Genomic DNA, 26,178 nt, shown 5'->3' with positions numbered 1-26,178 from the left:
ACGCGCAGCGTCTTTTCTTAGAAGCCTAAGCTGTCGAGCAAGTCGTCGACCTGGCCCTGGTTGGCAACAATGTCGACGGCGTTAGGGTTGATTTGCGGGCCATTGAGCAGGCTGCTGTCGAATTCGCGCTTGATGTCGGCCGGGGCGAAATCAACCAGCATTTGCACCAGCTGCTTTTCCAGGTTCTGGGCGATATTGGTAACCTTGCCAATCACCTGCCCCGTCAAATCCTGGAAATCCTGGGCCATCATGATGTCCATCAGATAGCCCTTGGTGGCGCCAGCAGCAGCGCGCGAAACAGCCAGTTCGGCCATGGTGTGCTCGGCCAGCGCGCGCCAGTCGGCGTCGCCCTCAGGCAGTGCGAGTGCCGCCTGCCAGGCGTCGGACAACTCGTGCGCCGAGCGATCTATGCTGTCCTGCAAAGGATTGGCTTCATCGGTGGCATTCAATACTTTTTGCGCCGCCTGTTCGGACAAGCGCGCCACGTAATCGAGGCGATCGCGCGCATCGGGAATGTCGCTGGCGGCTTTCTCGATCAGCTTGTCGAGGCCGAGGCCACGCAGGCTGTCGTGCAACGCCCGCGTCATGTGGCCGATGCGGCTGAGTACTTCGAGGTTGCTGTCCGGCGCTGCCGCCGCCACGCCGCCGGAACTATCCTGCTCAACCATACGAACTCCCTTATTTACCCAGTTTTTCGAAAATCTTGTTGAGCTTTTCGTCCAGGGTCGCTGCGGTGAACGGCTTGACGACATACCCATTGGCGCCGGCCTGCGCCGCGGCAATGATGTTTTCTTTCTTGGCTTCGGCGGTCACCATCAGCACCGGCAGCTTGGCCAGGGCGGGATCGGCGCGGATCTGTTGCAGCATGGTCAGTCCATCCATGTTCGGCATGTTCCAGTCCGACACGACGAAATCGAAGGTGTCGCTGCGCAGCTTGGCCAGCGCCATCACGCCATCTTCGGCTTCGTCAACGTTGGCGTATCCCAGTTCCTTCAACAAGTTCCGAACGATGCGACGCATCGTCGAGAAATCGTCAACAACTAAAAAACGCATTTTTGGATCTGCCATGAATTACTCCGTTGATTCTTTTACATTGGTTATTGACACACTTCTGCTCAACGAGAAGTAGCATTAAGGATAGCATTTTTGTTGCCACACGGCGATAAAAGCCGCGCGTAATGGCAAGTATTCGCTTACACGCGCAACGCTCGACCGCTTTGCGTTGATAGATAATTAAGTACTTTGGCAGGCAATTCACTCAAAGGAGCAACTTCGTTGACAGCGCCGACAGCAATTGCTTCGCGCGGCATGCCGAATACCACGCACGAAGCTTCATCCTGGGCGAAATTATAAGCCCCCGCCATCTTCATTTGTAGCATTCCCATGGCGCCATCTTTGCCCATGCCGGTCAAAATCACGCCGACCGCGTTTTTGCCGGCCGCCAGGGCCGCCGATTTGAACAGCACATCGACCGAGGGACGGTGGCGGTTGACCGGTTCGTTCTGGTCCAGCCGGGTCATGTAATTGGCGCCCGACCGCACCAGCGTCAGGTGCGAGTGGCCGGGAGCGATGTAGGCGTGACCGGGCAGCACGCGCTCGTCACCGGCCGCTTCGCGCACCGAGATCTTGCTGAGCGAATCGAGGCGCTTGGCGAACGACGTCGTAAATCCCTCCGGCATATGCTGGGCGATCAGGATGCCGGGACAATCGGAGGGCATGCACTGCAAAAATTCGCGGATCGCTTCGGTGCCGCCGGTGGAGGCGCCGATGATAATCAGTTTTTCCGATGACATCAGGGGATTGCGCAGCGCCGGCAGCGCCTCGCCCGGCTTGACAGCGCCGATGGTGCGCGCCTTGACGCGCGCGCGCGAAGCGGCGCGGATTTTATCGGCGATCAGATCGGCGTACTCGCGCATGCCACTCTGGATGGAAATTTTTGGCTTGGTGACGAAATCGACGGCGCCCAGTTCCAGCGCGCGCATGGTGATTTCCGAGCCCCGTTCGGTCAGCGACGACACCATCACCACCGGCATCGGGCGCAGGCGCATGAGCTTTTCGAGGAAATCGAGACCGTCCATTTTCGGCATCTCGACGTCGAGCGTGAGGACGTCGGGATTGGTCTGTTTGATCAGCTCGCGCGCCACCAGCGGATCGGGCGCCACGCCCACCACTTCCATGTCGGGCTGGCTCGAGATGATTTCACTCATGACGCTGCGGATCAGCGCCGAATCGTCCACGATCAATACCTTGATTGTCATTGTTGCAGGCCCCTGTTGGTCTTTTCGTTGTTACTTCACTCAATCAGAACAAATCAATTTCGCCACCAACCGGCGCCACCTTGAGGCGGCTGGCGTAATCGCGTTCACGCTGCACCAGGGTATCGTTATGCGTCTGCATCAGTTTTTTGACCAGCACTTTACCAGTGCGGGGAAAAAAATACACCTTGCGGGGGTAAATGTCGTTGAGGTCTTCCGCCAGCACGCGGATTTTTTCCATCTTTAAATAACTGATGACGAAGGCGGCATTGCGCTCGCCAACATTGATCGCTGTAAAGCCCTTGAGCACGGCGCCGCCGCCGAACACTTTCGCTTCCAGATTTTCGCGCCGCGCGCCCGCCTTGAGCAATTCATTGATCAGCACTTCCATCGCGTAGGTGCCATAGCGCATCGACGCCGATACCGGGCTGTTCGGATCGGAGCCACCGTCGGGCAACATGAAATGGTTCATGCCACCAACGCCGCTGACGCGGTCACGGATGCAGGCCGACACGCATGAACCGAGCACGGTAACGATCAGCATGTCCTTGCCGGTGTGATAGTACTCGCCAGGCAAAATCTTGGCCGCATCGAGATTGAAGGTGCGGTCGTAATAGACGTTGTTGGCGAAATGGTCTTTTGATTCCATGATGTCCTGTTCCGGCAGCCTTATCTCGCTGCCCGGCCTGCTTCAAGTTCGTACACCGTCTTGCCACGCAGTTTGAGCGCGTCGGAGACGTACAGGAAATTCTCCGAATGGCCGGCGAACAGCAGCGCATGCGGTTTCATCAGCGGAACGAAGCGCGCCAGGATTTTACGCTGGGTCGCCTTGTCAAAATAAATCATCACGTTGCGGCAAAAGATCACGTCGAACTGCCCCTGCAGGGGCCAGCCGTCGGCCAGCAAGTTGAGGGGCTTGAAGCTGACCAGCTTGCGCAGTTCGGGACGCACGCGCACCATGCCCTCCTGGCCACCCTTGCCGCGCAAGAAGAAGCGCTTGATGCGCTCGGGCGACATCTTGTCGATGCGGTCGAGGCCATACACGCCCTGCTCGGCGGTCGCCAGCACATTGGTATCGATGTCGGTGGCGATGATGTGCACGGGCGGGGTGAGGCTGTTGAACGCCTCGCACACCGTCATGGCGATCGAGTACGGTTCTTCACCAGTGGAACTGGCCGAACACCAGATGGTGATGGGACCAGTCAAGTCGCGCACGTGCTCGGCCAGCAGGGGAAAATGGTGCGATTCGCGGAAAAACGAGGTCAGATTGGTGGTCAGGGCGTTGACGAAGGCTTCCCATTCGTCACCCATGCGGCCCGCCTCGAGGTCGTTCAGGTAGTCGGAAAACGAGGTCAGGCCAGTGGCCCGCAGGCGCCGCGCAATGCGGCTGTACACCATTTCCTGCTTGCTCTCGGCCAGCGAAATACCGGCGCGCTGATAAATGAGCGTGCGCACGCGTTCAAAATCACTCTTGGTGAAATTAAATTCCTTATTCGAATCCGCTTTATTGGTCACACGAGACTTTCTTGATGGCGCGGATAATACCGGCTGCAGCGGCAGTTACGCCGCAATTTTTTCCGTCAGACCCATTTCAGCGGACGACATCAGGCGATCGATATCGATCAGGATCAGCATACGCTCATCGACGATGCCCAGGCCCATCAGGAACTCGGAATTGAAGGACGCAACGCCGCTGCCCATTTCCGGTGCCGGCCGGATTTGCTCGGCCGCCAGGGTCGTCACGTCGGAGACGCTGTCGACCACCATGCCCATCACCCGGCCATTGATGTTCAGAATGATGACGACGGTGAACTGGTCGTACACCGGCTGGCCCAGCTTGAACTTGATGCGCATGTCCACCACCGGGATGATGATGCCGCGCAGGTTGATCACGCCCTTGATGAAGTCGGGCGCATTGGCGATGCGGGTGACCGCCTCGTAGCCGCGGATTTCCTGCACCTTGTGAATGTCGATGCCGTACTCTTCGGAGCCGAGGGTAAAGGCGAGAAATTCACTGCCGTCGCCTTCGGCGGCCTGGGGGGAATGGGATGTCATCGACATGGCTTGCTTCCTTCAATTATTTTTTTATTCGATTACAGCGACGGCAACAGTGCCTCATCGGACTGCTGGCGCGCATGACGCATCAATGCTGGCACATCAAGAATGAGCGAGACGCCGCCGTCACCGAGAATGGTGGCGCCGGAAATACCACTGACCTTGCGATAATTCGATTCGAGATTTTTCACCACCACCTGTTGCTGGCCCACCAGTTCATCGATGAACAGCGCAGCCTTTTTGCCGTCCGCTTCGAGGATCACGATGATGCCATCGGACGGCTGGGTGTAACGGGGCACGATATCGAACAACTGGTACAGCGACACCAGCGGCAGGTACTCACCGCGCACCTTGACCACGGTGCCGCGGTTGGCGATGTCCTTGATATCGTCCATTGGCGGTTGCAGCGATTCGATTACAAAGCCCAGCGGCAGGATATACACCTCGTCACCGCAGCGGATCGACATGCCATCGAGAATGGCCAGGGTCAGCGGCAGGGAAATCGAGATGGTGGTGCCGAAACCGCGCGCCGAGCGGATCTCGACGGTGCCGCCCATCGCCGTGATATTGCGCTTGACGACATCCATGCCCACCCCGCGGCCGGACACATCGGTGACCGTTTCCGCGGTCGAAAAACCGGGTGCGAAAATCAGTTGCCATACTTCCGGGTCGGTCATGCTGTCGGCCACCTGCAAGCCGTTCTGACGGGCTTTTTCGAGGATGCGCTCGCGGTTCAAGCCGCCGCCATCGTCGGCCACTTCGATGATGATGTTGCCACCCTGGTGGGCGGCCGACAGGAACAGGCGGCCCGTCTCGGTCTTGCCGGCGGCAATCCGGGTGGCTGGCATTTCGATGCCGTGATCGATGCTGTTGCGCACCAGGTGGGTGAGCGGATCGACGATGCGCTCGATCAGACCCTTGTCCAGTTCGGTCGCAGCGCCGTTCGTGATGAAATCGACTTTCTTGCCCAGCTTGGCAGCGAGGTCGCGCACCATGCGTGGAAAGCGCGAGAACACGAAGTCCATCGGCATCATGCGGATCGACATCACCGCTTCCTGCAAATCGCGGGTATTGCGCGTCAGGTGACTGATCGAATCGAGCAGGCGCTGGTGCGCCATCGGATCGAGGCCATCGCTGCGCTGCTCGATCATGGCCTGGGTGATCACCAGTTCGCCGATCAGGTTGATCAATTGATCGACCTTTTCAATCGACACGCGGATCGAACCGGCGTCGTGGCCGGCGGCCGGCTTCTCATCTTTCTTGGCAGCTTTCTTGTCGCCCGCCCCTTCGGCAGGCTCGGCGACCGTCGCCACGTGCGACACCTGGCCGGTGGCGACGCTGGCGGCGGCAGCACGGATCTGTTCGATCGGCTGGAAAAAACCGTAACCGCGTTCGTCGTCGGACTGTTCGATCTCTTGCACCACCTCGTCGTCGGGCTCGATGGGATCGAAAAAGCCATAACCGAGTTCGGCTTCGATGGCGGCGCGCGCCGCGTCTTCGATGGCACGCTGTTCAGCCGTCAAGGCCGGTGCTTCGAAAATGCGCAGGTCGTCCGGGTTGAGCACGAACGAGCAGATGGCGACGATGTCTTCCAGACTCTCGTGGGTCGTTAAGATCAGCGCGTGGCGCTCGGCGTCGAGCGGGGTGACGGTGATGCGTCCCAGCAGGCCCAGTTCGGCTGCGAGGGCATTGACGTCTTGCTGCTCCACCTTCGGCAACTCGATCTTGAAGCGCCGTCCACCAACCGCGATCGGCGCCTTGACCTCGGTCTGCACAAAGGCCGGAGCGGGCGCGCTGACCATCGGCACGGCGTCGACCGACAGCTCCTGCAACATCATGCGGACGTTGGCAACGGCATCCTGGTCGACGGCGGCGCCATTGCGGTGGCCGTCAAGCTGCATCTTGAGGATGTCCTTGGCCGCCAGGAAGGCATCGACGTGCACACTGGTCACATGCATCTCGCCGCGCCGAATGCGGTCAAGCAGGGATTCGAGGATGTGGGTCACCTCGGACATATCGTTCAGGCCGAACGTGGACGCGCCGCCCTTGATCGAGTGGGCAGTTCGAAAGATTGCATTGAGGTCTTCGGCGTCCGGATCGGCGACGTCGACGGCCAGCAATAATTTTTCCATTTCGGCCAGCAGTTCCTCGGCTTCGTCGAAGAAGACCTTGAAGAACTGGCTGATGTCGATGCTCATGGTAAAACTCCGGGTAAGACTCCGTTTTCCACCGTGTTTAACCGATGACTTTTTTGACCACTTCGATCAGGCGCTGCGGATCGAACGGTTTGACCAGCCAGCCGTTGGCGCCCGCCGCCCGGCCCTTGGCCTTCATTTCATCGGACGACTCGGTGGTGAGCATCAGGATCGGCGTCTTCTGGTATGCGGGCAAGCCACGCAGCAGCTTGATCAGCGCCAGACCGTCCATGCGCGGCATGTTCTGGTCGGTCAGCACCAGGTCGACTGCCTGCAGTTTGGCCTTGTCGAAACCGTCCTGGCCATCAACTGCCTCGACCACCTGGTAGCCGGCCGCCTTCAGGCTGAATGCGACCATTTGGCGCAAGGAGCTGGAGTCGTCGACTGCGAGAATTGTTTTGGCCATGTGTGCTCCTGGGAATGCTTGGTTAGTGAGTAAAAAATGCGTGAAAATTAGTGAAACAGGGTAGCGAGGTCATTCAAAAATCGGCTGTCAAAAAAGCTCGACGTCACCGCTGTCGAGATGCTGCTGGTTGACTGATTTGCGCAAGGCACTTTTCAGTTCGAGCGACTGGATCGCCAGCGCCATGCTGACCTTGCCCAGCAAATCGACCACCTCCTCGCTGCCCGACTCGGCGGCAATACCATCGCCGTGCGCGCCGATGGTGCCAAGAAAGGCTTGCAAGCCAGTCACCCGCTTGAGGGTGCGGTCGATCAGCTGACTGGTCATGTCCTGGAATTGCATGCTGGTGATGGCGGCATTGACGTGTTCGCCAATCTCGCCGGCCATGTCGCCCAGCCGCGTGGTTTCTTCGGGCGACAGCGGCAAGCCAGCCAGCAAGCGGTCGACACTGTGTTGCTGCGCATCGACGGCCTGGTGAATCGCCATAAAACTCTGGGTCAGCCGGTCGACCGCTTCTTCAAGCAGGCGGCCGGTTTGCACCAGGTCCATTTCCACTTCCGACAAATGCTTGCCGCCATGGTCAGACACCCCGGACAGCAGGCGCTTCATATGCGATCCGAGAATTTTTTTGCGGCTCATTTGACTCCTCCCGGGGTGGAACGGGTCGCCGCCGCAGCAGGCGCTGGCGCATCATCGGCCGCGGCCGGATCGGCGATCGTTTGCGAAGCATTGTCGCGCATGATCATGTCTTCGGTTTTTTTATTCATCACAATAATGCTGATGCGACGGTTGATCGGATTGAACGGGTCCTTGCGGTCCAGATTTGCAGCCGATGCGAGTCCCACGACCCGCAAGATTTTCTTCTCATCCATGCCGCCGATGATCAGCTCGCGCCGCGAAGCGTTGGCCCGCTCCGACGACAGTTCCCAGTTGCTATAACCGGTGTCGCTCATATACGGCGTCGAGTCGGTGTGGCCGGACAGGCCGATTTTGTTTGGGACGTCGTTGAGCACCATGCCGATCACATGCAAGATCTCGCGCGTGTAAGGCTGCAGGTCGGCCTTGGCCAGGTTGAACATGGGACGATTGAGCTCGTCAACCATCTGGATGCGCAAGCCTTCGCTGGTGATGTCGAGCAGCAGCTGGTTCTTGTATTTCTTCAGCACCGGGCTGGCATCGATGATCGCTTCAAGCTTGGCCTTCAAGGCCCCCAGGCGCGCCGCCTCTTCCTTGGCCAGCGCTTCGCGCGCAGCTTTCAGGTCATACGATTTTTTCGGTGACGGCGTGTCGCCGCGCTTGGCCTGGCCGCTGCGCGCGGTCAGATCCTTGCCGCCGCCCTGCACGATGGAAGAACTGTCACCCGAGCCGGAGCCGCCGGCCATCGCCACTTTCAGGGGCGTCTTGAAAAATTCGGAGATGCCGTTGAGGTCGCCCTTGGCGGTCGAACCCAGCAGCCACATCAACAAGAAAAACGCCATCATTGCCGTCACGAAGTCGGCATACGCGATCTTCCAGGCGCCGCCGTGGTGGCCGGCCGCCGTTTTCTTGATGCGCTTGACGATAATCGGCCGCAAGCCCTCATCAGCCATGGGCCGGCTCCTGCTGCAGCGCGTGTAAGTTCGGTGCAGCCATGGTTATTTGGACTTTGCTTTCTTGATGTGTTCTTCCAGCTCGGCAAAGGTCGGCCGCTCGGTCGAGTACAGCACCTTGCGGCCGAACTCGACGGCCAGCGCAGGGGCGTAGCCGTTCAGGCTGGCCAGCAGCGTGACTTTGACACACTGAAACATCTTGGTCGACTCTTCCAGTTTCTGTTCAAGCAGACCGGACAATGGACCGACGAAACCATAGGCCAGCAAGATACCGAGGAAGGTACCGACCAGCGCGTGGGCGATCAACATCCCCAGCTCGGAAGGCGGCATGCCGACCGATTCCATGGTGTGCACCACGCCCATCACGGCGGCAACAATACCGAACGCTGGCAAGCCATCGCCGAGCTTGGCGATGCAGTGGGCCGGCACGGCGCCTTCGTGGTGGTGGGTTTCGATCTCGTTGTCCATCAGATTTTCAATCTGGAAAGCATCCATGTTGCCGGACACCATCAGGCGCAAATAATCGGTCATGAATTCGACGATATGGTGGTCCGACAGCACCCCTGGGTACTTGGAAAACACCGGGCTTTCTTCCGGTTTTTCGATGTCGCCCTCGATCGACATCAAGCCTTCCTTGCGCACCTTGGAGAGAACGTCGAACAGCAGCGACATCATTTCCATGTACAGCTCTTTGGTATGGCGCGAGCCCTTGAACAGGCTGGGCAGTGCAGCCAGGGTGGCCTTGATCGACTTCGCGTTGTTGCCAACGAAGAAGGCGCCAATGGCGCCGCCGAAAATCATCAGCACTTCGAGCGGCTGCCACAAGGCGGCCAGGTGGCCGCCGGCCATGGCAAACCCGCCAAAGACGCTACCACAAACGACGATATATCCGATGATCACTAACAAGAGCGGGTACTCCCAAAATGCGCGCGCGACAGGACGATATCGGCGTATTTATATGGCAACAATGGCACCAAGAATGGCAAGGGCGCGTCGGCTTCGCCTTCGCGCCCATCTAAATATTGTCTTACGGAACTACAATAACTGGTGTTTCCTTATGGGGCAAGCAAAAACCACCCATTTCTCCTATGGTGTGGCCTAAAAGTGCCACCCATAAAGGAGCGGCCCGCCGCCTTGTGGCTGAATGGTCAAGCTTGGTGGCTTTATATCAATACAAAATTCATAACTGAGCAACAAGCTGCCCGGCCGCATTTCTGCGCTGGCCTTGTGATAGAGCGCCGTCATCACTGCCGGCGACAGATAGGCGAACACCACATCGAACTGGGCAAAATCGAGGCTCTCGTAGTCACCGCGCAGGAAGCAGGCATTGGATTGCCGAAGCGTGCGCAAACGGCTGGCCAGCCATGGCAGTGGCGCCAGTTCGATGCCGCAAAACGTGCTGTCGGGCCGGCGCGCGGCCAGCGCCAGCACCAGGCCGCCGAGGCCGCTGCCAATGTCGATAAAGCGCAGCGGCTGCACTGGCAGCAGCGCCGCCACCGCATTCCAGGCGCGCAGGCCGGACGGGTAGTACGGCACCTGGGTGCGAAAGGTGGACCAGAACACCAGTACGAACAGCATGAACAGGACGAAAAACAGCGACGGCGGCAGTTGCAGGCCCAGTGTGCCCAGCAGCGCCAGTGGAAACAGCAACTCGATCGCCAGCCACCAGCGCGCCAGCCGGCGCCACCGGGCGCAGGCGGCCGCCAGCACGCCCTGCAGCAGGGCGGCGCCAGCGTAATCGATGTCGACCCCGGCCCCCAGCAGCAGGCGCAGGGCGACGTAACTGGCCGGCAGGCAAGCGAGCTGGATCAGCAACGCCGTCACCGCCGGCGCCTTGCAGATACGCAAAAGGGCAGGACTCACGCCCTGCCCTTGCAGACATTATGTAGGGTAATCACACCCGCATTTTACTGCCAGCCTCAGGCTGCCAGCAAGGCGGCAGCGGCAGCCACGGCGGCGTCCTTGACCTTGCGGGTCTTGCCGGCGCGCGAAGGCATATGGCACAGGCCGCACTGATAACCGTGGTTGAGGTCGAGGCCGTTGACCACGAACTTGCCCTGGCAGCATGAGCAAGGGGCGACGGTCAACATATTGCTCTGGAAAAAGCGCACCAGGGTCCAGGCCCGCGTCAGCGACAGCAGGGGCTCTTCACCGGGAGCCGGTGGCATTTGTTCGAGGTACAACTTGTAGGCTTTCATCACCGCTTCGATGCCAGTGGCGCCGGCGTTATCGACGAGAAATTTGTGTATATTGATGAACAGCGAAGCATGGATGTTCGGCTGCCAGGTGAGAAACCAGTCTGTCGAAAATGGCAACATGCCTTTGGGGGGCGACATGCCCTTGAGTTCTTTGTACAGCTTGAGCAGGCGTTCGCGCGACAGCGACACTTCAGTTTCCAGCAATTGCAGACGGGCACCGAGTTTGATCAGTTCGATGGCCAGCTGGATTTCCTGGGCTTCCGTGACGACGCTTTTCTTGCTCATGATAGATACCTTTGGTGCGGATCGGATGCTTGGGACGGGCAACTACACTACAGCAACAGCAACAGCAACAACGTCAGGCGATTTCTTCGACCGCCTGGCCGGCCATCAGGATGGCGGCGTGGGACTGGGCCAGGCTGCGGTCTTTGTTGTAGTTGGTCAGCATGGAGAGGATGGCGCTGTCGTCAAATCGAAAGCGGGCCAGCATCATGTTGCCGCCGGCAAGCTTGAGGATTTGCGCATTGCTCATGCCTTCGATCAGCTCGGCGATGTCGACCGAGATGCCGAGACGGAAAATTGCCGTGACCTTGTCGGCGCGGATCATCTGCTGGGCCAGCATCAGGTAGCTGAGGTTCGCGTCACGAATTTCCGCCATCATGTCATTTGCAGTCATTTTCCATCTCCAGGTCCGTTGAAAGCTGGCTTTGTTTCGCATTGCCAGTGAGATACATTCTGACCGTGCGGCAACTTTTGCGGAATAGGTGGGGGACTGTATTTTGCGTCAGCCAATGCCGAGCGAGCGCCGTCAGTGTTTGTCTTACAAACACTGCTCGCTCTGGGTCGCGCCCCTATGAGACGGGGCGGAAGATGGGATGCTGCTGACTGCCATGCTGCGGTCCGCCTGACGGCTCTAATCTTGCGTCTTGTACCTGTTACGTCAAACTTTTTGGAAACTTTAGGGTGAAACGAGAAAATATTTGAAAAAGATCGAATTATTTTTCACGTCCCGCCTGTCTTGTTTTTTTGAAATTTTTTCAAGACCGGCTTCAGGTCTATTTCCCTTTGTCTGATCCGGTAACGTCCGCGCGCGGCAGAACTTGAGGGTCTTTTCGGATTTATTTTGTTTTTTTCGCTCCCTGGCCATCCCTTGCTTGTCTGGACATCTTTGCTACACTGCCAGCCTGTCGCCACCACCATTCCCGCCGCCACCATGACCACTCGCTCCGACTGCCTTGCCCTCGATGCCAGCGACGCCCTGGCCCCCCTGCGCGCACTGTTTGATATCCCGGCCGATCTGATCTATTTGGACGGCAACTCGCTGGGCGCCCGCCCCCGCACTGCGCTGGCGCGCGCCAGCGAGGTCATCGCAGCCGAATGGGGCACGCAGTTGATCCGCAGCTGGAACACGGCGGGCTGGTTCGACCTGCCCAAGCGCCTCGGACAGCAGCTGGCGCCCCTGATTGGCGCCGGCGCCGATGAAGTGGTGGTCACCGATACCACCTCGCTCAATCTGTTCAAGGCGCTCGCCGCTGCCGTCCATCTGCAACAGGACAGCGGCCGGCGGGTGATCGTCACCGAGCGCGAGAATTTTCCGACCGATCTCTATATGGCGCAGGGACTGTGCCGCTGGCTCGATGACGGCTACACCATCAAGCTGGTCGATTCGCCCGAGCAGATTGCCGCGGCGATTGATGGCGACACCGCCGTGGTGATGCTCACCCACGTCAACTACCGCAGCGGCCGCCTGCACGATATGGCCGCCCTGAGCGCCCATGCGCATGCCCACGGCGCCCTCATCATCTGGGATCTGGCGCACTCGGCCGGTGCGCTGCCGATCGACCTGCAGGGCGCCAACGCCGACTTCGCCGTCGGCTGCACCTATAAATACCTCAATGGCGGCCCCGGTGCGCCCGCCTTTATCTGGGTGCCGCAGCGCCACCAGGCCCGCTTCACCCATCCGTTGACGGGCTGGTGGGGGCATGCGGCGCCCTTCGCCATGGCCGCCGACTTCGCCCCCGTCGACGGCATCGGCCGCGCCCTGTGCGGCACCCAGCCGATCGTCTCGCTGGCACTGGTCGAATGTGGTCTGGAAATTTTTGAACAAACCAGCATGGCGGCGCTGCGCGCCAAATCGCTGGCATTGACCGATCTGTTCATCGCGCTGGTGGAACAGCGCTGCGCGGCGCACGGCTTGACGCTGGCGACGCCGCGCAAGCACGCCGAGCGCGGCAGCCATGTCAGCTTCGGCCATCCGCATGGCTACGCTGTCATGCAGGCGCTCATTGCACACGGCGTGATTGGCGACTACCGCGAGCCATCGCTGATGCGCTTTGGCTTCACCCCGTTGTATACCAGTTACACCGACGTCTGGAATGCCGTAGAAATCCTGCGCGAGATCCTCGATGATCACGCCTATGACCGCGCCGCTGCGCGCGGTGCCGTCACCTAATTCCTGCAGGAGCCTTGATGAGCGACCCCGACAACACCGACTGGCATGGCGCCAAACTCGATTTCAGCAACGCCATGAGTTATGGCGACTATCTGGGCCTCGACCAGATCTTGCACGCCCAGCATCCCCGCTCTCCCAACCACAACGAGATGCTGTTCATCATCCAGCACCAGACCAGCGAGTTGTGGCTCAAGCTGATGTTGCACGAACTGCATGCCGTGCGCCGCCACCTGAAGGCCGGCGAGTTGCCGCCCGCCTTCAAGATGCTGGCGCGGGTGGCGCGCATCATGGACCAGCTGGTGCATGCCTGGGATGTGCTGGCGACCATGACGCCGCCCGAATACACCGCCATCCGCCCGTTCCTGGGCGCCTCATCGGGCTTTCAGTCGCACCAGTACCGCGAGCTCGAATTTATACTCGGCAACAAGAACGCCAGGGTACTTGGCGTGCACCTGCCGGTGCCGGAAGCGCACGCCCTGCTCAGCGCCGAGCTGCACACGCCGTCCGTGTATGACGAAGCGGTGCAGCTGCTCGCGCGCAGCGGGTTGGCCATCGATGCGGCGCGCCTGCAGATCGATGCCACCTTGCCGACGGTGGCCGACGAATCGGTCAAGCAGGCCTGGCTGGCGGTCTATCAGCAACCGGACAAATATTGGGCGTTGTATGAAATGGCGGAAAAGCTGGTCGATCTGGAGACCGCGTTTCGCTTCTGGCGCTTCCGCCACGTCACCACGGTCGAGCGCATCATTGGCTTCAAGACGGGCACCGGTGGTACCGAGGGGGTCAGTTATTTGAAAAAGATGCTCGATGTGGTGCTGTTTCCCGAGCTGTTCAGCTTGCGGACGGCACTATAAGCGGAGGGGCAATTCGGGGAGGGGGGGGCTGGCGCCGGCGGCGCCAGCCCCCTTTTTTCACTTACTTGGTCGTCGACAGCAGCATGTCATTCAAGCGTTTCACAAACGCCGCCGGATCGGCCAGGTTGCCGCCCTCCGCCAGCATCGCTTGATCGAACAAGATGTGCGACCAGTCACCAAAGCGCGCACCTGTCGCATCTTCATACTTCAGGCGTTGTACCAGCGGGTGATCCGGGTTGATTTCCAGGATAGGCTTCGATTCCGGCGCACTTTGTCCGGCCGCCTTGAGCATGCGCAGCAGGTTGCCCGACAATTCATTCTCATCGGCCACCAGGCAGGCTGGCGAATCGGTCAGGCGGAACGTCACGCGCACATCCTTGGCCTTGTCGCCCAGCGCTGCCTTCATGTGCTCGACCAGCTCCTTGTACGACGACTCGGTTTCTTCGTGCTGCTTTTTCTCCGCTTCGTCTTCCAGGCCACCCAGGTCGAGCCCGCCCTTGGCCACCGACACCAGTTCCTTGCCCTCGAACTCGGTCAGGAAGGACAGCATCCATTCATCGACGCGGTCGGTCATCAACAGCACTTCGACGCCCTTCTTGCGGAAGATTTCCAGGTGCGGACTGTTCTTCGCCGCCAGGTAACTTTCGCCAGTGACATAGTAGATCTTGTCCTGGCCTTCCTTCATGCGGCCGATGTAATCGGCAAACGAGCTTGCCTGCTCGGCGCTGTCGGCGCTCGACGAGGCGAAGCGCAGCAGCTTGGCGATCCGGTCCTTGTTGGTGGCGTCTTCGCCGATACCCTCTTTGAGTACCTGGCCAAATTCTTTCCAGAAGGTGATGTACTTGTCTTTCTTTTCCACTTCGTCGGCATTCGCCAATTCTTCCAGCATGCCCAGCACCCGCTTGGTCGAGCCTTCGCGGATCACCTTGACGTCGCGCGACTCTTGCAGGATTTCGCGCGAGACGTTCAGCGGCAGGTCGTTCGAATCGATCACACCCTTGATGAAGCGCAGGTAAGCAGGCATCAACTGCTCGGCGTCGTCCATGATGAACACGCGCTTGACGTACAGCTTGATGCCGCCGCGCTTGCTGCGGTCCCACAGGTCGAACGGCGCGTGCGCCGGCACGTACAGCAGCTGGGTGTATTCGCTGCGCCCTTCGACGCGGTTGTGGGTGAAGGTCAGCGGCGGCTGGAAGTCGTGCGAGACGTGCTTGTAAAACTCTTCGTACATTTCGGGCGTGACGTCACTCTTGCTGCGCGCCCACAAGGCGCTGGCCTGGTTGACCGTCTCAAATTCCGTGGTGGCGACGCTTTCGCCTTTCTCTTCGTTCCACTCGTCCTTGAGCATCTGGATCGGCAGCGAGATGTGGTCGGAGTACTTGCGGATGATTTGTTTCAGCTTCCACGCCGACAGCAACTCTTCCTCGCCGTCGCGCAGGTGCAGGATGATGTCGGTGCCGCGGCCGGGCTTGTCGATCGCTTCGACCGAGTAGTCGCCCTCGCCGCGCGATTCCCAGCGCACCCCTTCGGAGGCGAATGCGCCGGCGCGACGGGTATTGACGATGATGCGGTCGGCAACGATGAAACCCGAGTAAAAGCCGACACCGAACTGGCCGATCAGGGCCGCATCGGCCTGCTGGTCACCGGAGAGCTTGCCAAAAAATTCCTTGGTGCCAGACTTGGCGATGGTGCCCAGGTGCGAAATGACTTCCTCGCGGCTCATGCCGATGCCATTGTCGGACACGGTGATGGTCTTGGCATCCTTGTCGAAGCTGACGGTGATTTTCAGCTCGTGGTCATTGCCGTACAGGGCGTCGTTATTGATCGCTTCGAAGCGCAGCTTGTCGGCGGCGTCGGACGCATTGGAGATCAATTCGCGCAGGAAAATTTCCTTGTTAGAGTACAAGGAGTGGATCATCAGCTGCAGCAATTGTTTGACTTCGGCCTGGAATCCAAGGGTTTCTTTTTCGGCGACTGCCATATTATTTCCTCGTGGGATAGTTGAACGGGTAGACGCGATGTGGGGTCCAAGCAGCAGGTTTCAAGGGCAAAACGTGATCAAAGGGGTGGCAAGTGGAACATTTCGTGGCAGCAGCGGGGGTACAATACCGGCTTTCTCCACCCGCCAGGATCATCATGACCGTCTATCAACAACTCGAAGCCTTGCACATCACGCTGGCGCCACCCGCCGCGCCGGTCGCCGCCTACGTCATGTACGTCCAGAGCGGTAACCTGGTATTTCTGTCAGGCCACATCGCCAAGAACCCGGACGGCACCCCGAATGTGGGCCAGCTGGGCAAGAACAAGACCACGGCCGAAGGCCAGGCCGCCGCCCGCGCCATCGCCATCGACCTGATGGGCACGCTGCAAGAAGCCTGCGGCGGCGACCTGACCCGCGTCAAGCGCATCGTCAAACTGATGAGCCTGGTAAATTCCACCGCCGATTTTACCGAGCACCACCTGGTCACCAATGGCGCCTCCGAACTGATCGGTGAAGTGTTTGGCGACGCCGGCAAGCATGCCCGCTCCGCCTTCGGCGTGGCACAGATTCCCCGTGGCGCCTGCGTCGAGATCGAAATGATCGTCGAAATCGCCTAAGCACCTTGCGGCGTCGCCGTTCATTGTCACCTTGGTTGAAAGATTCCGGCGGGGCTGATCCGGCGCCGCCTTCCGACGGGCGGCCTACCCGGCAGCCTGGACCCTGGCCCCGTACCCCGGCGCCCCTTCAGTGACCTCAGTGAGAACAGTATGAAAATGAACAACCCCAACCCGATCGAATGGCGCTTTGCCGAACGGGCCGCGCACATGCAAAGCTCGTTCATCCGCGAAATCCTGAAAATCACCCAGCGCCCCGAGATCATCTCGTTCGCCGGCGGCCTGCCCTCCTCGGCCACCTTCCCCGTCGAAGAAATGAAAGCCTCGTTCGACCGCGTGCTCAGCACCAGTGGCAAAACGGCGCTGCAGTACGGCCCCACCGACGGCTTCCCGCCGCTGCGCGAATGGATCGCCGATTCGCTGTCGACGGCCGATTGCCGCATTGCCCCCGAGCAGGTGTTGATGACCTCCGGCTCGCAGCAAGCCCTCGATTTGCTGGGCAAGGTGCTCATCGATGAAGGCAGCCGCGTGCTGGTCGAAACCCCCAGCTATCTGGGCGCGCTGCAAGCGTTTTCCGTCTACCGTCCCGAATTCGCCTCGGTCGACACCGACGACGATGGCCTGGTGCCCAGCTCCATCGATGCCGTGGCCGACGGCGCCCGCATGCTGTACGCCCTGCCGAATTTTCAGAACCCCACCGGCCGCAGCCTGTCCGTGGCCCGCCGCCAGGAACTGGTGGAGACCTGCGCGCGCCACAACCTGCCGCTGATCGAAGACGACCCGTACGGCGCCCTCAGCTATAAAGGCGCGCCGTTCCCGAAGATGCTCAACATGAACCCGGATGGCGTCATTTACATGGGCTCGTTCTCCAAGGTGCTCACGCCCGGCATTCGCCTCGGTTACGTGGTGGCACCATTGCCGCTGCTGCGCCGGCTCGAACTGGCCAAGCAGGCGGCCGACCTGCACACCGCCCAGCTGACCCAGATGGTGGTCCATGATGTCATCAAGGACGGCTTCCTCGAGCGCCACATTCCCACCATCCGCGCCCTCTACGCCAACCAGTGCCAGACCATGCTGGCTGCCATGACGCGCCATTTCCCGGCCGCCGTACAGTGGACCAAACCGGAAGGCGGCATGTTCATCTGGGTCACCCTGCCACCGCATATCGATGCGATGAAGCTGCTCGACCAGGCCATCGCCGCCGGCGTCGCTTTCGTGCCAGGCGCGCCGTTCTATGCCAATGCGCCAGCCACCAACACCTTGCGGCTGTCGTTTGTTACGGTAACGCCCGATCGCATCAATGAGGGCATTGCCATCCTCGGCAAGTTGATCAGCGCCCTGGTGTAAGGCCGGCTGCCCGGGCCACGGCAAGCAGAGGCGGCTTTTGATGGGGCCGCCTCCTCCCTTTTACGGTTGCATTGTAACAACATGCAAGCCTAACTTAACGGCAACAAATATTCCCTCACGAGATGACATGGGGGTATGATTTGCAGGCCATGCACTTGATCCCTCCTAGCGCGAGCGCAACGCCGCGCACGCCCGCCATCCTGATCGTCGACGACGCCCCGGATCATTTGGGCGCATTGCGCGCGATGATGGCGCAGCAGGGCTACCAGACGTTTATCGCCACCACCGGCGAACGGGCCATCACCATCGCCCGCCGCGTCTATCCCGATCTGATTCTGCTCGACGTGGTAATGCCAGGCATGGACGGCTTCGAAACGTGCCGGCGTCTCAAGGAACATCCGAACACCCAGCACATCCCGGTGATTTTCATGAGCGCGCGCGCCGACACCGATGACATCGTCGCCGGCTTCGACAGCGGCGCCGCTGATTTCATCGGCAAGCCCCTGCGCATGGGTGAAGTGGTCGCGCGCGTGCGGGCCCAGCTGCATGTGCGCGGCAACAGCCAGGCGCAAAAGGAGCAAACTGACCGCCTGCGCACCATCGTCAACTCGATGGATGAGGGCTTGATGGTGATCGAAGGCGATGGCCGTCTGCAGTATGCCAATCCGGCCGCCGAACGGCATCTCGGTTACGGCCCGAACGAGCTGGCCGGGGTGATGCTGCATGAACTGCTCGGCACTGCCGTGGCGGCCGATTACCTGCGCTATTTTACCGCCTGCGAAGAAGACCCCGGTCATGCCAGCGCGGCCAGCGCCTGCGAAGTGATGGTGCGCCACCGCGACGGCGCCCAGCGCGCGATGGATTTTTCGGTGACGCCGATGAATGCCATCGAGCGCCTCTACGTCGGTTTGCTGCACGACATCACCCGCCACAAGCAGTCGGAAACGGCGCTGCAGCAAGCCGCCATGATCGACCAGCTCACGCAGATCGCCAATCGGCGCCGCTTCGACACCTTCCTCGACCAGGAATGGCACCGCGCCATGCGTAGTGGCCAGCCACTGTCGCTGGTGGTGCTCGATGTTGACCATTTTAAGTTGTACAACGATACGCTGGGCCACGCCGCTGGCGACGCCTGCCTGCAGCAGGTGGCGGCGGCGCTGCAATCGCGTGCCCTGCGGGCAACCGACCTGGCCGCGCGCTACGGCGGCGAAGAATTCGTGCTGCTGTTTGCCGACACGCCGCTGGCGGCGGCGCTGACGCTGGCCGAGTCGATCCGCGCCCTGATCGAGAGCCTGGCGCTGCCGCACCCGCGCTCGTCGACCAGCCCGTGGCTGACGGTCAGCGTCGGCGTTGCCTGCATCACGCCGACCCAGTACGATCGTATCGACCAGTTTTTCGTGGCGGCCGACCGCATGATGTATGCGGCCAAGGAGGCTGGCCGCAACCGCGTGATGGCCACCACCGCCGAGGGCCAGCTGTGGGAATCGGCCAGCAGCCACATGATGATGTAGGACAAACGCGGGAGCGCCGCACAGCCGTGCACGAACTTGCCCGCCACCACCCTTGCATGCCAGTTCCCCCGGCACGCGCGCGGCGTTTATAATCACTTGGTCACTTTCAGCCTGGTAACGCCGTGAACCCCCATCTCGACCTGCTCCACCCCTACCCGTTTGAAAAGCTGCGCCAGCTGTTCGCCGGTGTCACCCCGAACGCCGACTTTGCCCCCATCAGCCTGGGCATCGGTGAGCCGAAGCATCCGACGCCCCCCTTCATCGAGCGCGCGCTGACGCACGCCATGAGCGGCCTGGCGGTCTACCCCAGCACGCTCGGTGGTGAGCCGCTGCGCGTGGCCATCGCCCGCTGGCTGGAACGGCGCTATGGCGTGCCCGCACTGGACCCGGCCACGGCCGTCCTGCCGGTGAACGGCTCGCGCGAGGCGCTGTTTGGCATCGCCCACTGCGTCATCGATAGCAGCGGCAGCGATAGCACCGACAGCAACGGCAAAACCGCCGGCGCCAAGCCGCTGGTGGTCTGCCCCAACCCGTTCTACCAGATCTATGAAGGGGCCGCCTACCTGGCGGGCGCCGAACCGTATTTCATCAATTCCGAACCGTCGCGCAATTTCGCCTGCGATTACGCCAGCGTGCCGGCCGCCGTCTGGGAGCGTACCCAACTGCTGTACCTGTGCAGCCCCGGCAACCCGACCGGCGCCACCGTCTCGCTCGACGACTGGAAGCTGCTGTTCGCGCTGGCCGACCGCCACGATTTCCTGATCGCCGCCGACGAGTGTTACTCGGAGATTTATCACACCAGCGCCGCGCCGCTGGGCGCGCTGGAAGCGGCCCATAAACTCGGCCGCAGCGAAGGCGCCCATCCCTACCACCGGCTGGTGGTGTTTTCCAGCCTGTCGAAGCGCTCGAATGTGCCGGGCATGCGCTCGGGCTTTGTCGCCGGCGACGCTGCCGTGCTGAAAAAATTCCTGCTGTATCGCACCTACAGCGGCGGCGCCATGTCGCCGCCCGTGCAGGCAGCCTCGGTGGCGGCCTGGGGCGATGAAGAACACGTGCAGGAAAACCGCAACAAATACCGCGAAAAATTCCACCTCGTCACGCCGCTGCTGCGCCAGGTGCTCGACGTCGAATTGCCCGATGCCGGCTTTTATTTGTGGGCCGACGTGCGCCGCAGCGGCCTGTCGGACACCGAATTTGCCCGCCGCCTGTTCGCCGACTACAATGTGACGGTGCTGCCCGGCAGCTACCTGGCGCGCAGCGCGCACGGCATCAATCCTGGCCAGGACCGCGTGCGCATGGCGCTGGTGGCCCCGGTTGACGAAGGCCTCGAAGCGGCCCAGCGCATCGTCCAGTTTTGCCACGCCCTCAGGGCCGAGCAAGCCAAACAACCCTAAAGTAGACCAAGCAAATCACCATGACCGAACAACTGCAAACCCTCATCGACGCCGCCTGGGAACAGCGCGCCGACATCAACCCCGCCAATGGCAGCGCCGAATTGCGCGACGCCGTCGGCCACGTCATCGCCGGACTCGATGACGGCAGCATGCGGGTGGCGCAAAAAGACAGTGGCCAGTGGGTGGTCAACCAGTGGATCAAGAAAGCCGTGCTGCTCTCGTTCCGCCTCGAAAACAATGCAGTGATGGCCGGCGACGGCACCATGCAGTTCTACGACAAGGTGCCCACCAAGTTCGCCAGCTACAGCGCCGACGATTTCGCCCGCGGCGGTTTTCGCGTGGTGCCGCCGGCAGTCGCCCGCCGCGGCAGCTTCATCGCCAAGAACGTCGTCCTGATGCCGTCGTACGTCAACATCGGCGCCTACGTCGATGAAGGCGCCATGGTCGACACCTGGGCCACGGTCGGTTCGTGCGCGCAGATCGGCAAGAACGTCCACCTGTCCGGCGGCGTCGGCATTGGCGGCGTGCTCGAACCGATGCAGGCCAACCCTACCATCATCGAAGACAACTGTTTTATTGGCGCCCGCTCGGAAATCGTCGAAGGCGTCATCGTCGAAGAAAACTCGGTCATTTCGATGGGCGTGTACATCGGCCAGTCAACCAAGATTTACGACCGCGCCACTGGCGAAGTGAGCTACGGCCGCGTGCCAGCCGGCTCGGTGGTGGTGTCGGGCAATCTGCCCTCGGAAGACGGCAGGTACAGCCTGTACTGCGCCGTCATCGTCAAACGGGTCGACGCCAAAACGCGCGCCAAGACCGGTATCAACGAACTATTGCGCGGTATCTAAGGAGACAATCATGGCGATGGACCGCTTGTTCCACCTGATGAAAGAGAAGAACGCATCGGACATGTTCTTCGCCGTGAACTCTCCTGTTCACATCAAGATTAACGGCAATCTGATTCCCATTAATCAGCAAAAGCTCGAGCCGGAGCAGATCATCGGCTTGCTCAAGGAAGTCGCCACCGCCGAGCAGCTCGCCGAACTGATGCGCACCAACGAGCTCAACATGGGTATCTCGGTGCCCAAGCTGGGCCGCTTCCGCCTGTCGGCGTTCCGCCAGCGCGGCTCGATCTCGGCCGTGTTCCGTTTCGTGCCGGCGCTGATCCCGCCGCTGGCCGATCTGGGCCTGCCACCGATTCTGGCCGAACTGATCATGGAAAAACGCGGCCTGCTGCTGCTGGTGGGCGCCACCGGATCGGGCAAATCAACCACCATCGCTGCCATGCTCGACCATCGCAACGAGCTGCGCGCCGGCCATATCCTCACGCTCGAAGACCCCATCGAGTACCTGTTCAAGCACAAGAAGTCGATCGTCAACCAGCGCGAAATCGGCAGCGATGCCGACAGTTTCGACGTCGCCCTGCGCAACTCGATGCGCCAGGCGCCCGATTGCATCCTGATCGGCGAAATCCGCGACAAGGAAACCATGGCCGCCGCCCTGGCCTACGCGCAGTCGGGTCACCTGGTGCTGGCCACCCTGCACGCCAACAACAGCTACAACGCGCTCAACCGCATCATCAGTTTTTATCCGCTCGAGCACCGCGCCGCGCTGCTGCAAGACTTGTCGTCGGCGGTCAAGGCGGTGGTCTCGCAACGGCTGGTACGGGCGGCCTCGGGTGGCATGCGCCACGCCGCCGTCGAAGTGATGGTCAACACCCGTTATGTGTCCGACCTGATCGAAAAAGGCGAGATCGGCCAGATCAAGGAGGCGATGGAAAAGAGCCTGTCGCCCGGCTCGCAAACCTTCGAAGAAGCCCTGCTCACGCTGGTCCATGACGGCCTGGTGACGCAGGAAGAAGCGATGGCGAATGCCGATTCGGCCACCAATCTTCTCTGGTTACTCAACAATGGCACCGAAAAAGGCCCGCGCCGCGAAGTCGAACCGGTCGCGCCGGTGTCCGAAGACGGCCCGTCGTTCACCGAATTCACCCTCAATCCGTGAGGGCCATTGCTGGAATTTCGCCTGATTGGTTAAGTAAACCACATTGTTTTCTGTCGCCTCCCCTTAGCATTTGTCTTGGACAAATCACCAGGAGAGCAGCATGGATTCAATCAACCAGCAACAGCAGGAACAGAACCACCAGGACCTCAGCGGCCAGAGCGCCATCGCCAAGCTCAAGGCGCTGACGGCAGACGAGACCTGCTTTTTTTCCACCGCTGAAGCAGTCAGTGACACGGGCGGCACCCGCCCCATGAGCGTGCGCGCGGTCGACGACAACGGCGACATCTGGTTTTTGAGCGCATCTGACAGCCACAAGAACGCCGCCATTGCAGCCAATCCCGCCGTCAAATTATTCTTCAAGGGCGCCGCGCACGCGGAATTTCTCAGCCTTGACGGCAACGCCAGCATCACCCGCGAGCGCGCCGTCATCGACCGGCTGTGGGACGCCCACCTGAAAACCTGGTTCACCGAAGGCGACCATGATCCCCGCATCACCGCCATCCGCGTCACGCCCAGCGCTGGCTATTACTGGGACAACAAGCATGGCAGCGCCGTCGCCGGCGTCAAGATGCTGATCGGCGCCGCGCTCGGCAAGACGCTCGACGATTCGATCGAAGGCCGGCTGGCGCCGTAACTGCCAGCTGCGCTGACGTTGGCGCTGAGGTTGGCGTAGCACCCGAGCAAGCCACCCCATGCCCCCGGCATGGGGTGGCGCTATGGTATCCTGCACGCTGGTGTGATACCCCTTCAGCGAACCCGATAGCCCATTCCATGACTCTGACCCTGTACGGCATCCCCAACTGCGACACAGTCAAAAAAGCCCGCACCTGGCTGACCGATCACGGCCACGAATTTGCCTTTCACGACTTCAAAAAACACGGCCTTGACGCCGTCGTGGTACGCGGGTGGCTGGCGCACACCGACTGGGACGTGCTGGTCAACCGCAAGGGCACCACCTGGCGCAAGCTCGACGACGCGACCAGGGCCGCCGTACTGGACCAGGATAGCGCGCTGGCCCTGATGCTGGCCCAGCCCTCGGTGATCAAGCGTCCCGTGCTCGCTGGCGCCGGCGTCCTGCAGGTGGGCTTCACGGCCGGGCGCTACGCCGCGCTGTTTGAGGCCGCGGCTGCCGCCCCCGCATGACGGCCGTGCTCCAGCAGTCACCCACCCTTGCGCTGGCGATGGACCTGATCGCCCTGCCCTCGGTCACTCCCGACGACCACGGCTGCCAGCAGCGCCTGATCGCGTTGCTGGCGCCACTCGGTTTCATCTGCGACACCATCGTCGCCAACGGCGTCACCAATCTGTGGGCGCGGCGCGGCACGCAGTCGCCCCTGTTCGTGTTTGCCGGCCACACCGACGTCGTCCCCAGCGGTCCCGCCGCCCAGTGGGGCTCGGCGCCGTTCGTGCCCACCCTGCGTGACGGCAAGCTGTATGGGCGCGGCGCCGCCGACATGAAGACCTCGCTGGCCGCCATGGTGGTGGCGTGCCAGGAATTCGTCGCCAACCATGCCGACCACCGCGGTTCGATCGGCTTTTTGATCACCAGCGATGAAGAAGGCGCGGCGCAGGACGGCACCGCCCTCGTTTGCCAGCACCTCGAACAGCGCGGTGAACACCCCGATTACTGCCTGGTGGGCGAACCGACCGCCCACGCCACCCTGGGCGACACCATCAAGAACGGCCGCCGCGGCTCGCTGGGGGGGCACCTGACCATCAACGGCGTGCAGGGCCACGTCGCCTACCCGCAACTGGCGCGCAACCCCATTCACCAGGCCGCGCCGGCGCTGGCCGAACTGGTGGCCGAACGCTGGGACCAGGGCAACGCTTACTATCTGCCCACCTCGTGGCAAATCTCCAACATCAACGGCGGCACCGGCGCCAACAACGTCATTCCCGGCGCCGTCGTGCTCGACTTCAACTTCCGTTTTTCCACCGCCAGCGCGCCCGACGAGCTGCGCCAGCGCGTCCACGCCATCCTCGATCGCCATGGTCTCGACTACACGCTCGACTGGACCCTGTCCGGCCTGCCCTTCCTGACCGCGCGCGGCGGCCTGGTCGACGCCGTCGCCGCCGCCATCGAAGCCGAGCTGGGTCTGCGCACCGAATTGTCGACCTCGGGCGGCACTTCCGACGGCCGCTTCATCGCCCGCATCTGTCCGCAGGTGATAGAATGCGGCCCTCCGAATGCCAGCATCCACAAGATCGATGAACACATCGAAGTGCGCTTCATCGATCCGCTGAAGAACATTTACCGGCGCACGCTGGAAAACCTGCTGGCCTGAGCGCCCCGACCGAGACCCTGGACCCCGTCATGACCATCACGCCCTTCAGCACGCCTTTCACCACGCCGCGCGACCTGCTGCGCTACGCCGTCACCCGCTTCAACGCCGCCCGCCTGTTCTTCGGCCATGGCAGCAGCGATGCCCTCGACGAAGCGGCTTACCTGATCCTGCACACCCTCCACCTGCCGCTCGACAAGCTCGACCCCTTTCTCGATGCCACCCTGTTGCCCACCGAAGTGCACCAGGTGCTGGCGGTGATCGAGCGCCGTGCGAGCGAGCGGGTGCCGGCGGCCTACATCACACACCAGGCCTGGCTGGGCACCTACGCCTTCTATGTCGATGAACGGGTGCTGGTGCCGCGCTCTTTCATCGCCGAGCTGATCCCCGAATCGTTCTCGCCGTGGGTGGCCGATGCCTTTGACGTCAGCAATATCCTGGAACTGTGTACCGGTTCCGGTTGCCTGGCGATCATGATGGCCGACGCCTTCCCCAACAGCGTGGTCGACGCCATCGATATTTCCAGCGACGCTCTCGCAGTGGCCGCGCGCAATATCGGCGACTACCACCTGGAAGGTCGGGTCAACCCGATCGCCTCCGACCTGTACGCCAATGTGCCATTCAAAAAATACGATCTGATCGTCAGCAATCCCCCCTACGTCAATGCAGCGTCGATGGCGGCGCTGCCGCCCGAATACCTGCACGAACCGCAAATCGGCCTGGCCGGCGGCGACGATGGCATGGACCTGGTGCGCAAGATCGTCGCCGGCGCCCCTGATTACCTGACGCCAGAGGGCATCCTGCTGGTCGAAATCGGCAACGAGCGCGACTACGCTGAAGCGGCCTTCGGCCACCTGGGCCTGACCTGGATCACCACCAGCGCCGGTGACGACATGGTGTTCATGCTGACGGCCGAGCAGTTGCAACAGCAACGCAATCATTCATTGAGCAATCATTGATTCAGCGCAGTGATTCAGCGCAGTGATTCAGCGCAGTGATTCAGCGCAGTGATTCAGTAAACCGGCTGCCCCAGCCACTTTAAGA

27 protein-coding genes are annotated in these 26,178 nt (G+C 61.2%); 12 read left to right on the top strand and 15 right to left on the bottom strand.

Annotated features, from left to right (window positions below; translation table 11 throughout):
- Window positions 1-17: 17 nt before the first annotated feature.
- From cheZ to flhD, 14 genes are all read right to left on the bottom strand, one after another.
- Window positions 18-668, bottom strand: a complete 651-nt coding sequence (cheZ, locus tag ACP7BZ_RS11625) for a protein phosphatase CheZ (RefSeq protein ID WP_426113236.1) — start codon at window positions 666-668, stop codon at window positions 18-20.
- A 10-nt stretch (window positions 669-678) separates the two neighbouring features.
- Window positions 679-1,068, bottom strand: coding sequence for a chemotaxis response regulator CheY (gene cheY, locus ACP7BZ_RS11620; protein WP_426113234.1), 390 nt, complete (start codon window positions 1,066-1,068; stop codon window positions 679-681).
- Between the two features lie 125 nt (window positions 1,069-1,193).
- On the bottom strand, window positions 1,194-2,258 hold the full coding sequence (locus ACP7BZ_RS11615) for a protein-glutamate methylesterase/protein-glutamine glutaminase (RefSeq protein WP_426113232.1): 1,065 nt from the start codon (window positions 2,256-2,258) through the stop codon (window positions 1,194-1,196).
- Between the two features lie 43 nt (window positions 2,259-2,301).
- Complete coding sequence (gene cheD / locus ACP7BZ_RS11610; protein WP_426113230.1) at window positions 2,302-2,904, bottom strand: chemoreceptor glutamine deamidase CheD; 603 nt, start codon at window positions 2,902-2,904, stop codon at window positions 2,302-2,304.
- A gap of 20 nt (window positions 2,905-2,924) precedes the next feature.
- Window positions 2,925-3,770, bottom strand: a complete 846-nt coding sequence (locus ACP7BZ_RS11605) for a CheR family methyltransferase (RefSeq protein ID WP_426113228.1) — start codon at window positions 3,768-3,770, stop codon at window positions 2,925-2,927.
- A gap of 45 nt (window positions 3,771-3,815) precedes the next feature.
- Window positions 3,816-4,316, bottom strand: coding sequence for a chemotaxis protein CheW (locus ACP7BZ_RS11600; RefSeq protein ID WP_426113226.1), 501 nt, complete (start codon window positions 4,314-4,316; stop codon window positions 3,816-3,818).
- A 32-nt stretch (window positions 4,317-4,348) separates the two neighbouring features.
- Complete coding sequence (gene cheA / locus ACP7BZ_RS11595; protein WP_426113224.1) at window positions 4,349-6,508, bottom strand: chemotaxis protein CheA; 2,160 nt, start codon at window positions 6,506-6,508, stop codon at window positions 4,349-4,351.
- A 37-nt stretch (window positions 6,509-6,545) separates the two neighbouring features.
- Window positions 6,546-6,911, bottom strand: a complete 366-nt coding sequence (locus ACP7BZ_RS11590) for a response regulator (RefSeq protein WP_426113222.1) — start codon at window positions 6,909-6,911, stop codon at window positions 6,546-6,548.
- 87 nt (window positions 6,912-6,998) lie between these two features.
- Window positions 6,999-7,547, bottom strand: coding sequence for a chemotaxis protein (locus tag ACP7BZ_RS11585; RefSeq protein WP_426113220.1), 549 nt, complete (start codon window positions 7,545-7,547; stop codon window positions 6,999-7,001).
- The gene (gene motB / locus ACP7BZ_RS11580; RefSeq protein WP_426113218.1) at window positions 7,544-8,497 is read right to left on the bottom strand and encodes a flagellar motor protein MotB; all 954 of its coding nucleotides are present in this window, start codon (window positions 8,495-8,497) and stop codon (window positions 7,544-7,546) included. Before motB ends, ACP7BZ_RS11585 begins: the two co-directional genes overlap by 4 nt.
- 45 nt (window positions 8,498-8,542) lie before the next feature.
- On the bottom strand, window positions 8,543-9,403 hold the full coding sequence (motA, locus tag ACP7BZ_RS11575; protein ID WP_426113216.1) for a flagellar motor stator protein MotA: 861 nt from the start codon (window positions 9,401-9,403) through the stop codon (window positions 8,543-8,545).
- 192 nt (window positions 9,404-9,595) lie between these two features.
- Window positions 9,596-10,360, bottom strand: a complete 765-nt coding sequence (locus tag ACP7BZ_RS11570) for a class I SAM-dependent methyltransferase (protein WP_426113214.1) — start codon at window positions 10,358-10,360, stop codon at window positions 9,596-9,598.
- A 56-nt stretch (window positions 10,361-10,416) separates the two neighbouring features.
- A complete protein-coding gene (gene flhC, locus ACP7BZ_RS11565; protein ID WP_426113212.1) occupies window positions 10,417-10,980 on the bottom strand; it encodes a flagellar transcriptional regulator FlhC in 564 nt (187 codons plus the stop codon).
- A 73-nt stretch (window positions 10,981-11,053) separates the two neighbouring features.
- Complete coding sequence (gene flhD, locus ACP7BZ_RS11560) at window positions 11,054-11,371, bottom strand: flagellar transcriptional regulator FlhD (RefSeq protein ID WP_426113210.1); 318 nt, start codon at window positions 11,369-11,371, stop codon at window positions 11,054-11,056.
- 537 nt (window positions 11,372-11,908) lie between these two features.
- On the opposite strand from flhD, the gene kynU reads away from it, so the two are divergent.
- The gene (gene kynU, locus ACP7BZ_RS11555) at window positions 11,909-13,147 is read left to right on the top strand and encodes a kynureninase (RefSeq protein WP_426113208.1); all 1,239 of its coding nucleotides are present in this window, start codon (window positions 11,909-11,911) and stop codon (window positions 13,145-13,147) included.
- A gap of 17 nt (window positions 13,148-13,164) precedes the next feature.
- Window positions 13,165-14,001, top strand: coding sequence for a tryptophan 2,3-dioxygenase (gene kynA, locus ACP7BZ_RS11550; RefSeq protein WP_426113206.1), 837 nt, complete (start codon window positions 13,165-13,167; stop codon window positions 13,999-14,001).
- Window positions 14,002-14,062: 61 nt separating this feature from the next.
- Here the strand turns inward: kynA and htpG are convergent, their stop codons facing one another.
- Window positions 14,063-15,982 (bottom strand): molecular chaperone HtpG, encoded by a 1,920-nt coding sequence (gene htpG, locus ACP7BZ_RS11545; protein ID WP_426113204.1) that lies wholly within the window; start codon window positions 15,980-15,982, stop codon window positions 14,063-14,065.
- Between the two features lie 155 nt (window positions 15,983-16,137).
- On the opposite strand from htpG, the gene ACP7BZ_RS11540 reads away from it, so the two are divergent.
- The 10 genes from ACP7BZ_RS11540 to prmB all read left to right on the top strand — a co-directional run bounded on the left by ACP7BZ_RS11540 (window position 16,138) and on the right by prmB (window position 26,093).
- Window positions 16,138-16,599: a RidA family protein gene (locus tag ACP7BZ_RS11540; RefSeq protein WP_426113202.1), complete on the top strand. Its 462-nt coding sequence runs from the start codon at window positions 16,138-16,140 to the stop codon at window positions 16,597-16,599.
- A 150-nt stretch (window positions 16,600-16,749) separates the two neighbouring features.
- On the top strand, window positions 16,750-17,943 hold the full coding sequence (locus ACP7BZ_RS11535) for a PLP-dependent aminotransferase family protein (protein WP_426113201.1): 1,194 nt from the start codon (window positions 16,750-16,752) through the stop codon (window positions 17,941-17,943).
- Between the two features lie 155 nt (window positions 17,944-18,098).
- Complete coding sequence (locus ACP7BZ_RS11530) at window positions 18,099-19,454, top strand: diguanylate cyclase (RefSeq protein WP_426113199.1); 1,356 nt, start codon at window positions 18,099-18,101, stop codon at window positions 19,452-19,454.
- A 122-nt stretch (window positions 19,455-19,576) separates the two neighbouring features.
- A complete protein-coding gene (dapC, locus tag ACP7BZ_RS11525) occupies window positions 19,577-20,848 on the top strand; it encodes a succinyldiaminopimelate transaminase (RefSeq protein WP_426113197.1) in 1,272 nt (423 codons plus the stop codon).
- Between the two features lie 20 nt (window positions 20,849-20,868).
- Window positions 20,869-21,696, top strand: coding sequence for a 2,3,4,5-tetrahydropyridine-2,6-dicarboxylate N-succinyltransferase (gene dapD, locus ACP7BZ_RS11520; protein ID WP_426113195.1), 828 nt, complete (start codon window positions 20,869-20,871; stop codon window positions 21,694-21,696).
- Window positions 21,697-21,706: 10 nt separating this feature from the next.
- Window positions 21,707-22,852, top strand: coding sequence for a PilT/PilU family type 4a pilus ATPase (locus tag ACP7BZ_RS11515; protein ID WP_426113193.1), 1,146 nt, complete (start codon window positions 21,707-21,709; stop codon window positions 22,850-22,852).
- A gap of 100 nt (window positions 22,853-22,952) precedes the next feature.
- Entirely contained in the window at window positions 22,953-23,486 is a 534-nt protein-coding gene (locus ACP7BZ_RS11510; RefSeq protein WP_426113191.1) for a pyridoxamine 5'-phosphate oxidase family protein, read from the top strand.
- A gap of 137 nt (window positions 23,487-23,623) precedes the next feature.
- Window positions 23,624-23,995, top strand: a complete 372-nt coding sequence (locus ACP7BZ_RS11505; RefSeq protein WP_426113189.1) for an ArsC family reductase — start codon at window positions 23,624-23,626, stop codon at window positions 23,993-23,995.
- Complete coding sequence (gene dapE / locus ACP7BZ_RS11500) at window positions 23,992-25,137, top strand: succinyl-diaminopimelate desuccinylase (protein WP_426113187.1); 1,146 nt, start codon at window positions 23,992-23,994, stop codon at window positions 25,135-25,137. Before ACP7BZ_RS11505 ends, dapE begins: the two co-directional genes overlap by 4 nt.
- A gap of 29 nt (window positions 25,138-25,166) precedes the next feature.
- On the top strand, window positions 25,167-26,093 hold the full coding sequence (gene prmB, locus ACP7BZ_RS11495; RefSeq protein ID WP_426113186.1) for a 50S ribosomal protein L3 N(5)-glutamine methyltransferase: 927 nt from the start codon (window positions 25,167-25,169) through the stop codon (window positions 26,091-26,093).
- Window positions 26,094-26,178: the final 85 nt, after the last annotated feature.

The organism is Massilia sp. PWRC2 (assembly GCF_049896725.1).
Lineage (GTDB): Bacteria > Pseudomonadota > Gammaproteobacteria > Burkholderiales > Burkholderiaceae_D > JAFCUW01.
Note: the sequence above shows the minus strand (reverse complement) of the source record. Positions and strands in the feature narration are given on the sequence as shown.

What these genes read in the sequence shown, in the direction of transcription:
- ACP7BZ_RS11505 (WP_426113189.1), top strand. Translation starts at nt 23,624, where the DNA reads ATGACTCTGACCCTGTACGGCATCCCCAACTGCGACACAGTCAAAAAA.
- ACP7BZ_RS11600 (WP_426113226.1), bottom strand. Translation starts at nt 4,316, where the DNA reads ATGTCGATGACATCCCATTCCCCCCAGGCCGCCGAAGGCGACGGCAGT.
- cheY (WP_426113234.1), bottom strand. Translation starts at nt 1,068, where the DNA reads ATGGCAGATCCAAAAATGCGTTTTTTAGTTGTTGACGATTTCTCGACG.
- ACP7BZ_RS11515 (WP_426113193.1), top strand. Translation starts at nt 21,707, where the DNA reads ATGGCGATGGACCGCTTGTTCCACCTGATGAAAGAGAAGAACGCATCG.
- flhD (WP_426113210.1), bottom strand. Translation starts at nt 11,371, where the DNA reads ATGACTGCAAATGACATGATGGCGGAAATTCGTGACGCGAACCTCAGC.
- ACP7BZ_RS11615 (WP_426113232.1), bottom strand. Translation starts at nt 2,258, where the DNA reads ATGACAATCAAGGTATTGATCGTGGACGATTCGGCGCTGATCCGCAGC.
- kynU (WP_426113208.1), top strand. Translation starts at nt 11,909, where the DNA reads ATGACCACTCGCTCCGACTGCCTTGCCCTCGATGCCAGCGACGCCCTG.
- ACP7BZ_RS11540 (WP_426113202.1), top strand. Translation starts at nt 16,138, where the DNA reads ATGACCGTCTATCAACAACTCGAAGCCTTGCACATCACGCTGGCGCCA.
- kynA (WP_426113206.1), top strand. Translation starts at nt 13,165, where the DNA reads ATGAGCGACCCCGACAACACCGACTGGCATGGCGCCAAACTCGATTTC.
- prmB (WP_426113186.1), top strand. Translation starts at nt 25,167, where the DNA reads ATGACCATCACGCCCTTCAGCACGCCTTTCACCACGCCGCGCGACCTG.
- cheA (WP_426113224.1), bottom strand. Translation starts at nt 6,508, where the DNA reads ATGAGCATCGACATCAGCCAGTTCTTCAAGGTCTTCTTCGACGAAGCC.
- ACP7BZ_RS11585 (WP_426113220.1), bottom strand. Translation starts at nt 7,547, where the DNA reads ATGAGCCGCAAAAAAATTCTCGGATCGCATATGAAGCGCCTGCTGTCC.
- cheZ (WP_426113236.1), bottom strand. Translation starts at nt 668, where the DNA reads ATGGTTGAGCAGGATAGTTCCGGCGGCGTGGCGGCGGCAGCGCCGGAC.
- ACP7BZ_RS11590 (WP_426113222.1), bottom strand. Translation starts at nt 6,911, where the DNA reads ATGGCCAAAACAATTCTCGCAGTCGACGACTCCAGCTCCTTGCGCCAA.
- dapE (WP_426113187.1), top strand. Translation starts at nt 23,992, where the DNA reads ATGACGGCCGTGCTCCAGCAGTCACCCACCCTTGCGCTGGCGATGGAC.
- cheD (WP_426113230.1), bottom strand. Translation starts at nt 2,904, where the DNA reads ATGGAATCAAAAGACCATTTCGCCAACAACGTCTATTACGACCGCACC.
- ACP7BZ_RS11510 (WP_426113191.1), top strand. Translation starts at nt 22,953, where the DNA reads ATGGATTCAATCAACCAGCAACAGCAGGAACAGAACCACCAGGACCTC.
- motB (WP_426113218.1), bottom strand. Translation starts at nt 8,497, where the DNA reads ATGGCTGATGAGGGCTTGCGGCCGATTATCGTCAAGCGCATCAAGAAA.
- htpG (WP_426113204.1), bottom strand. Translation starts at nt 15,982, where the DNA reads ATGGCAGTCGCCGAAAAAGAAACCCTTGGATTCCAGGCCGAAGTCAAA.
- ACP7BZ_RS11535 (WP_426113201.1), top strand. Translation starts at nt 16,750, where the DNA reads ATGAAAATGAACAACCCCAACCCGATCGAATGGCGCTTTGCCGAACGG.
- dapD (WP_426113195.1), top strand. Translation starts at nt 20,869, where the DNA reads ATGACCGAACAACTGCAAACCCTCATCGACGCCGCCTGGGAACAGCGC.
- flhC (WP_426113212.1), bottom strand. Translation starts at nt 10,980, where the DNA reads ATGAGCAAGAAAAGCGTCGTCACGGAAGCCCAGGAAATCCAGCTGGCC.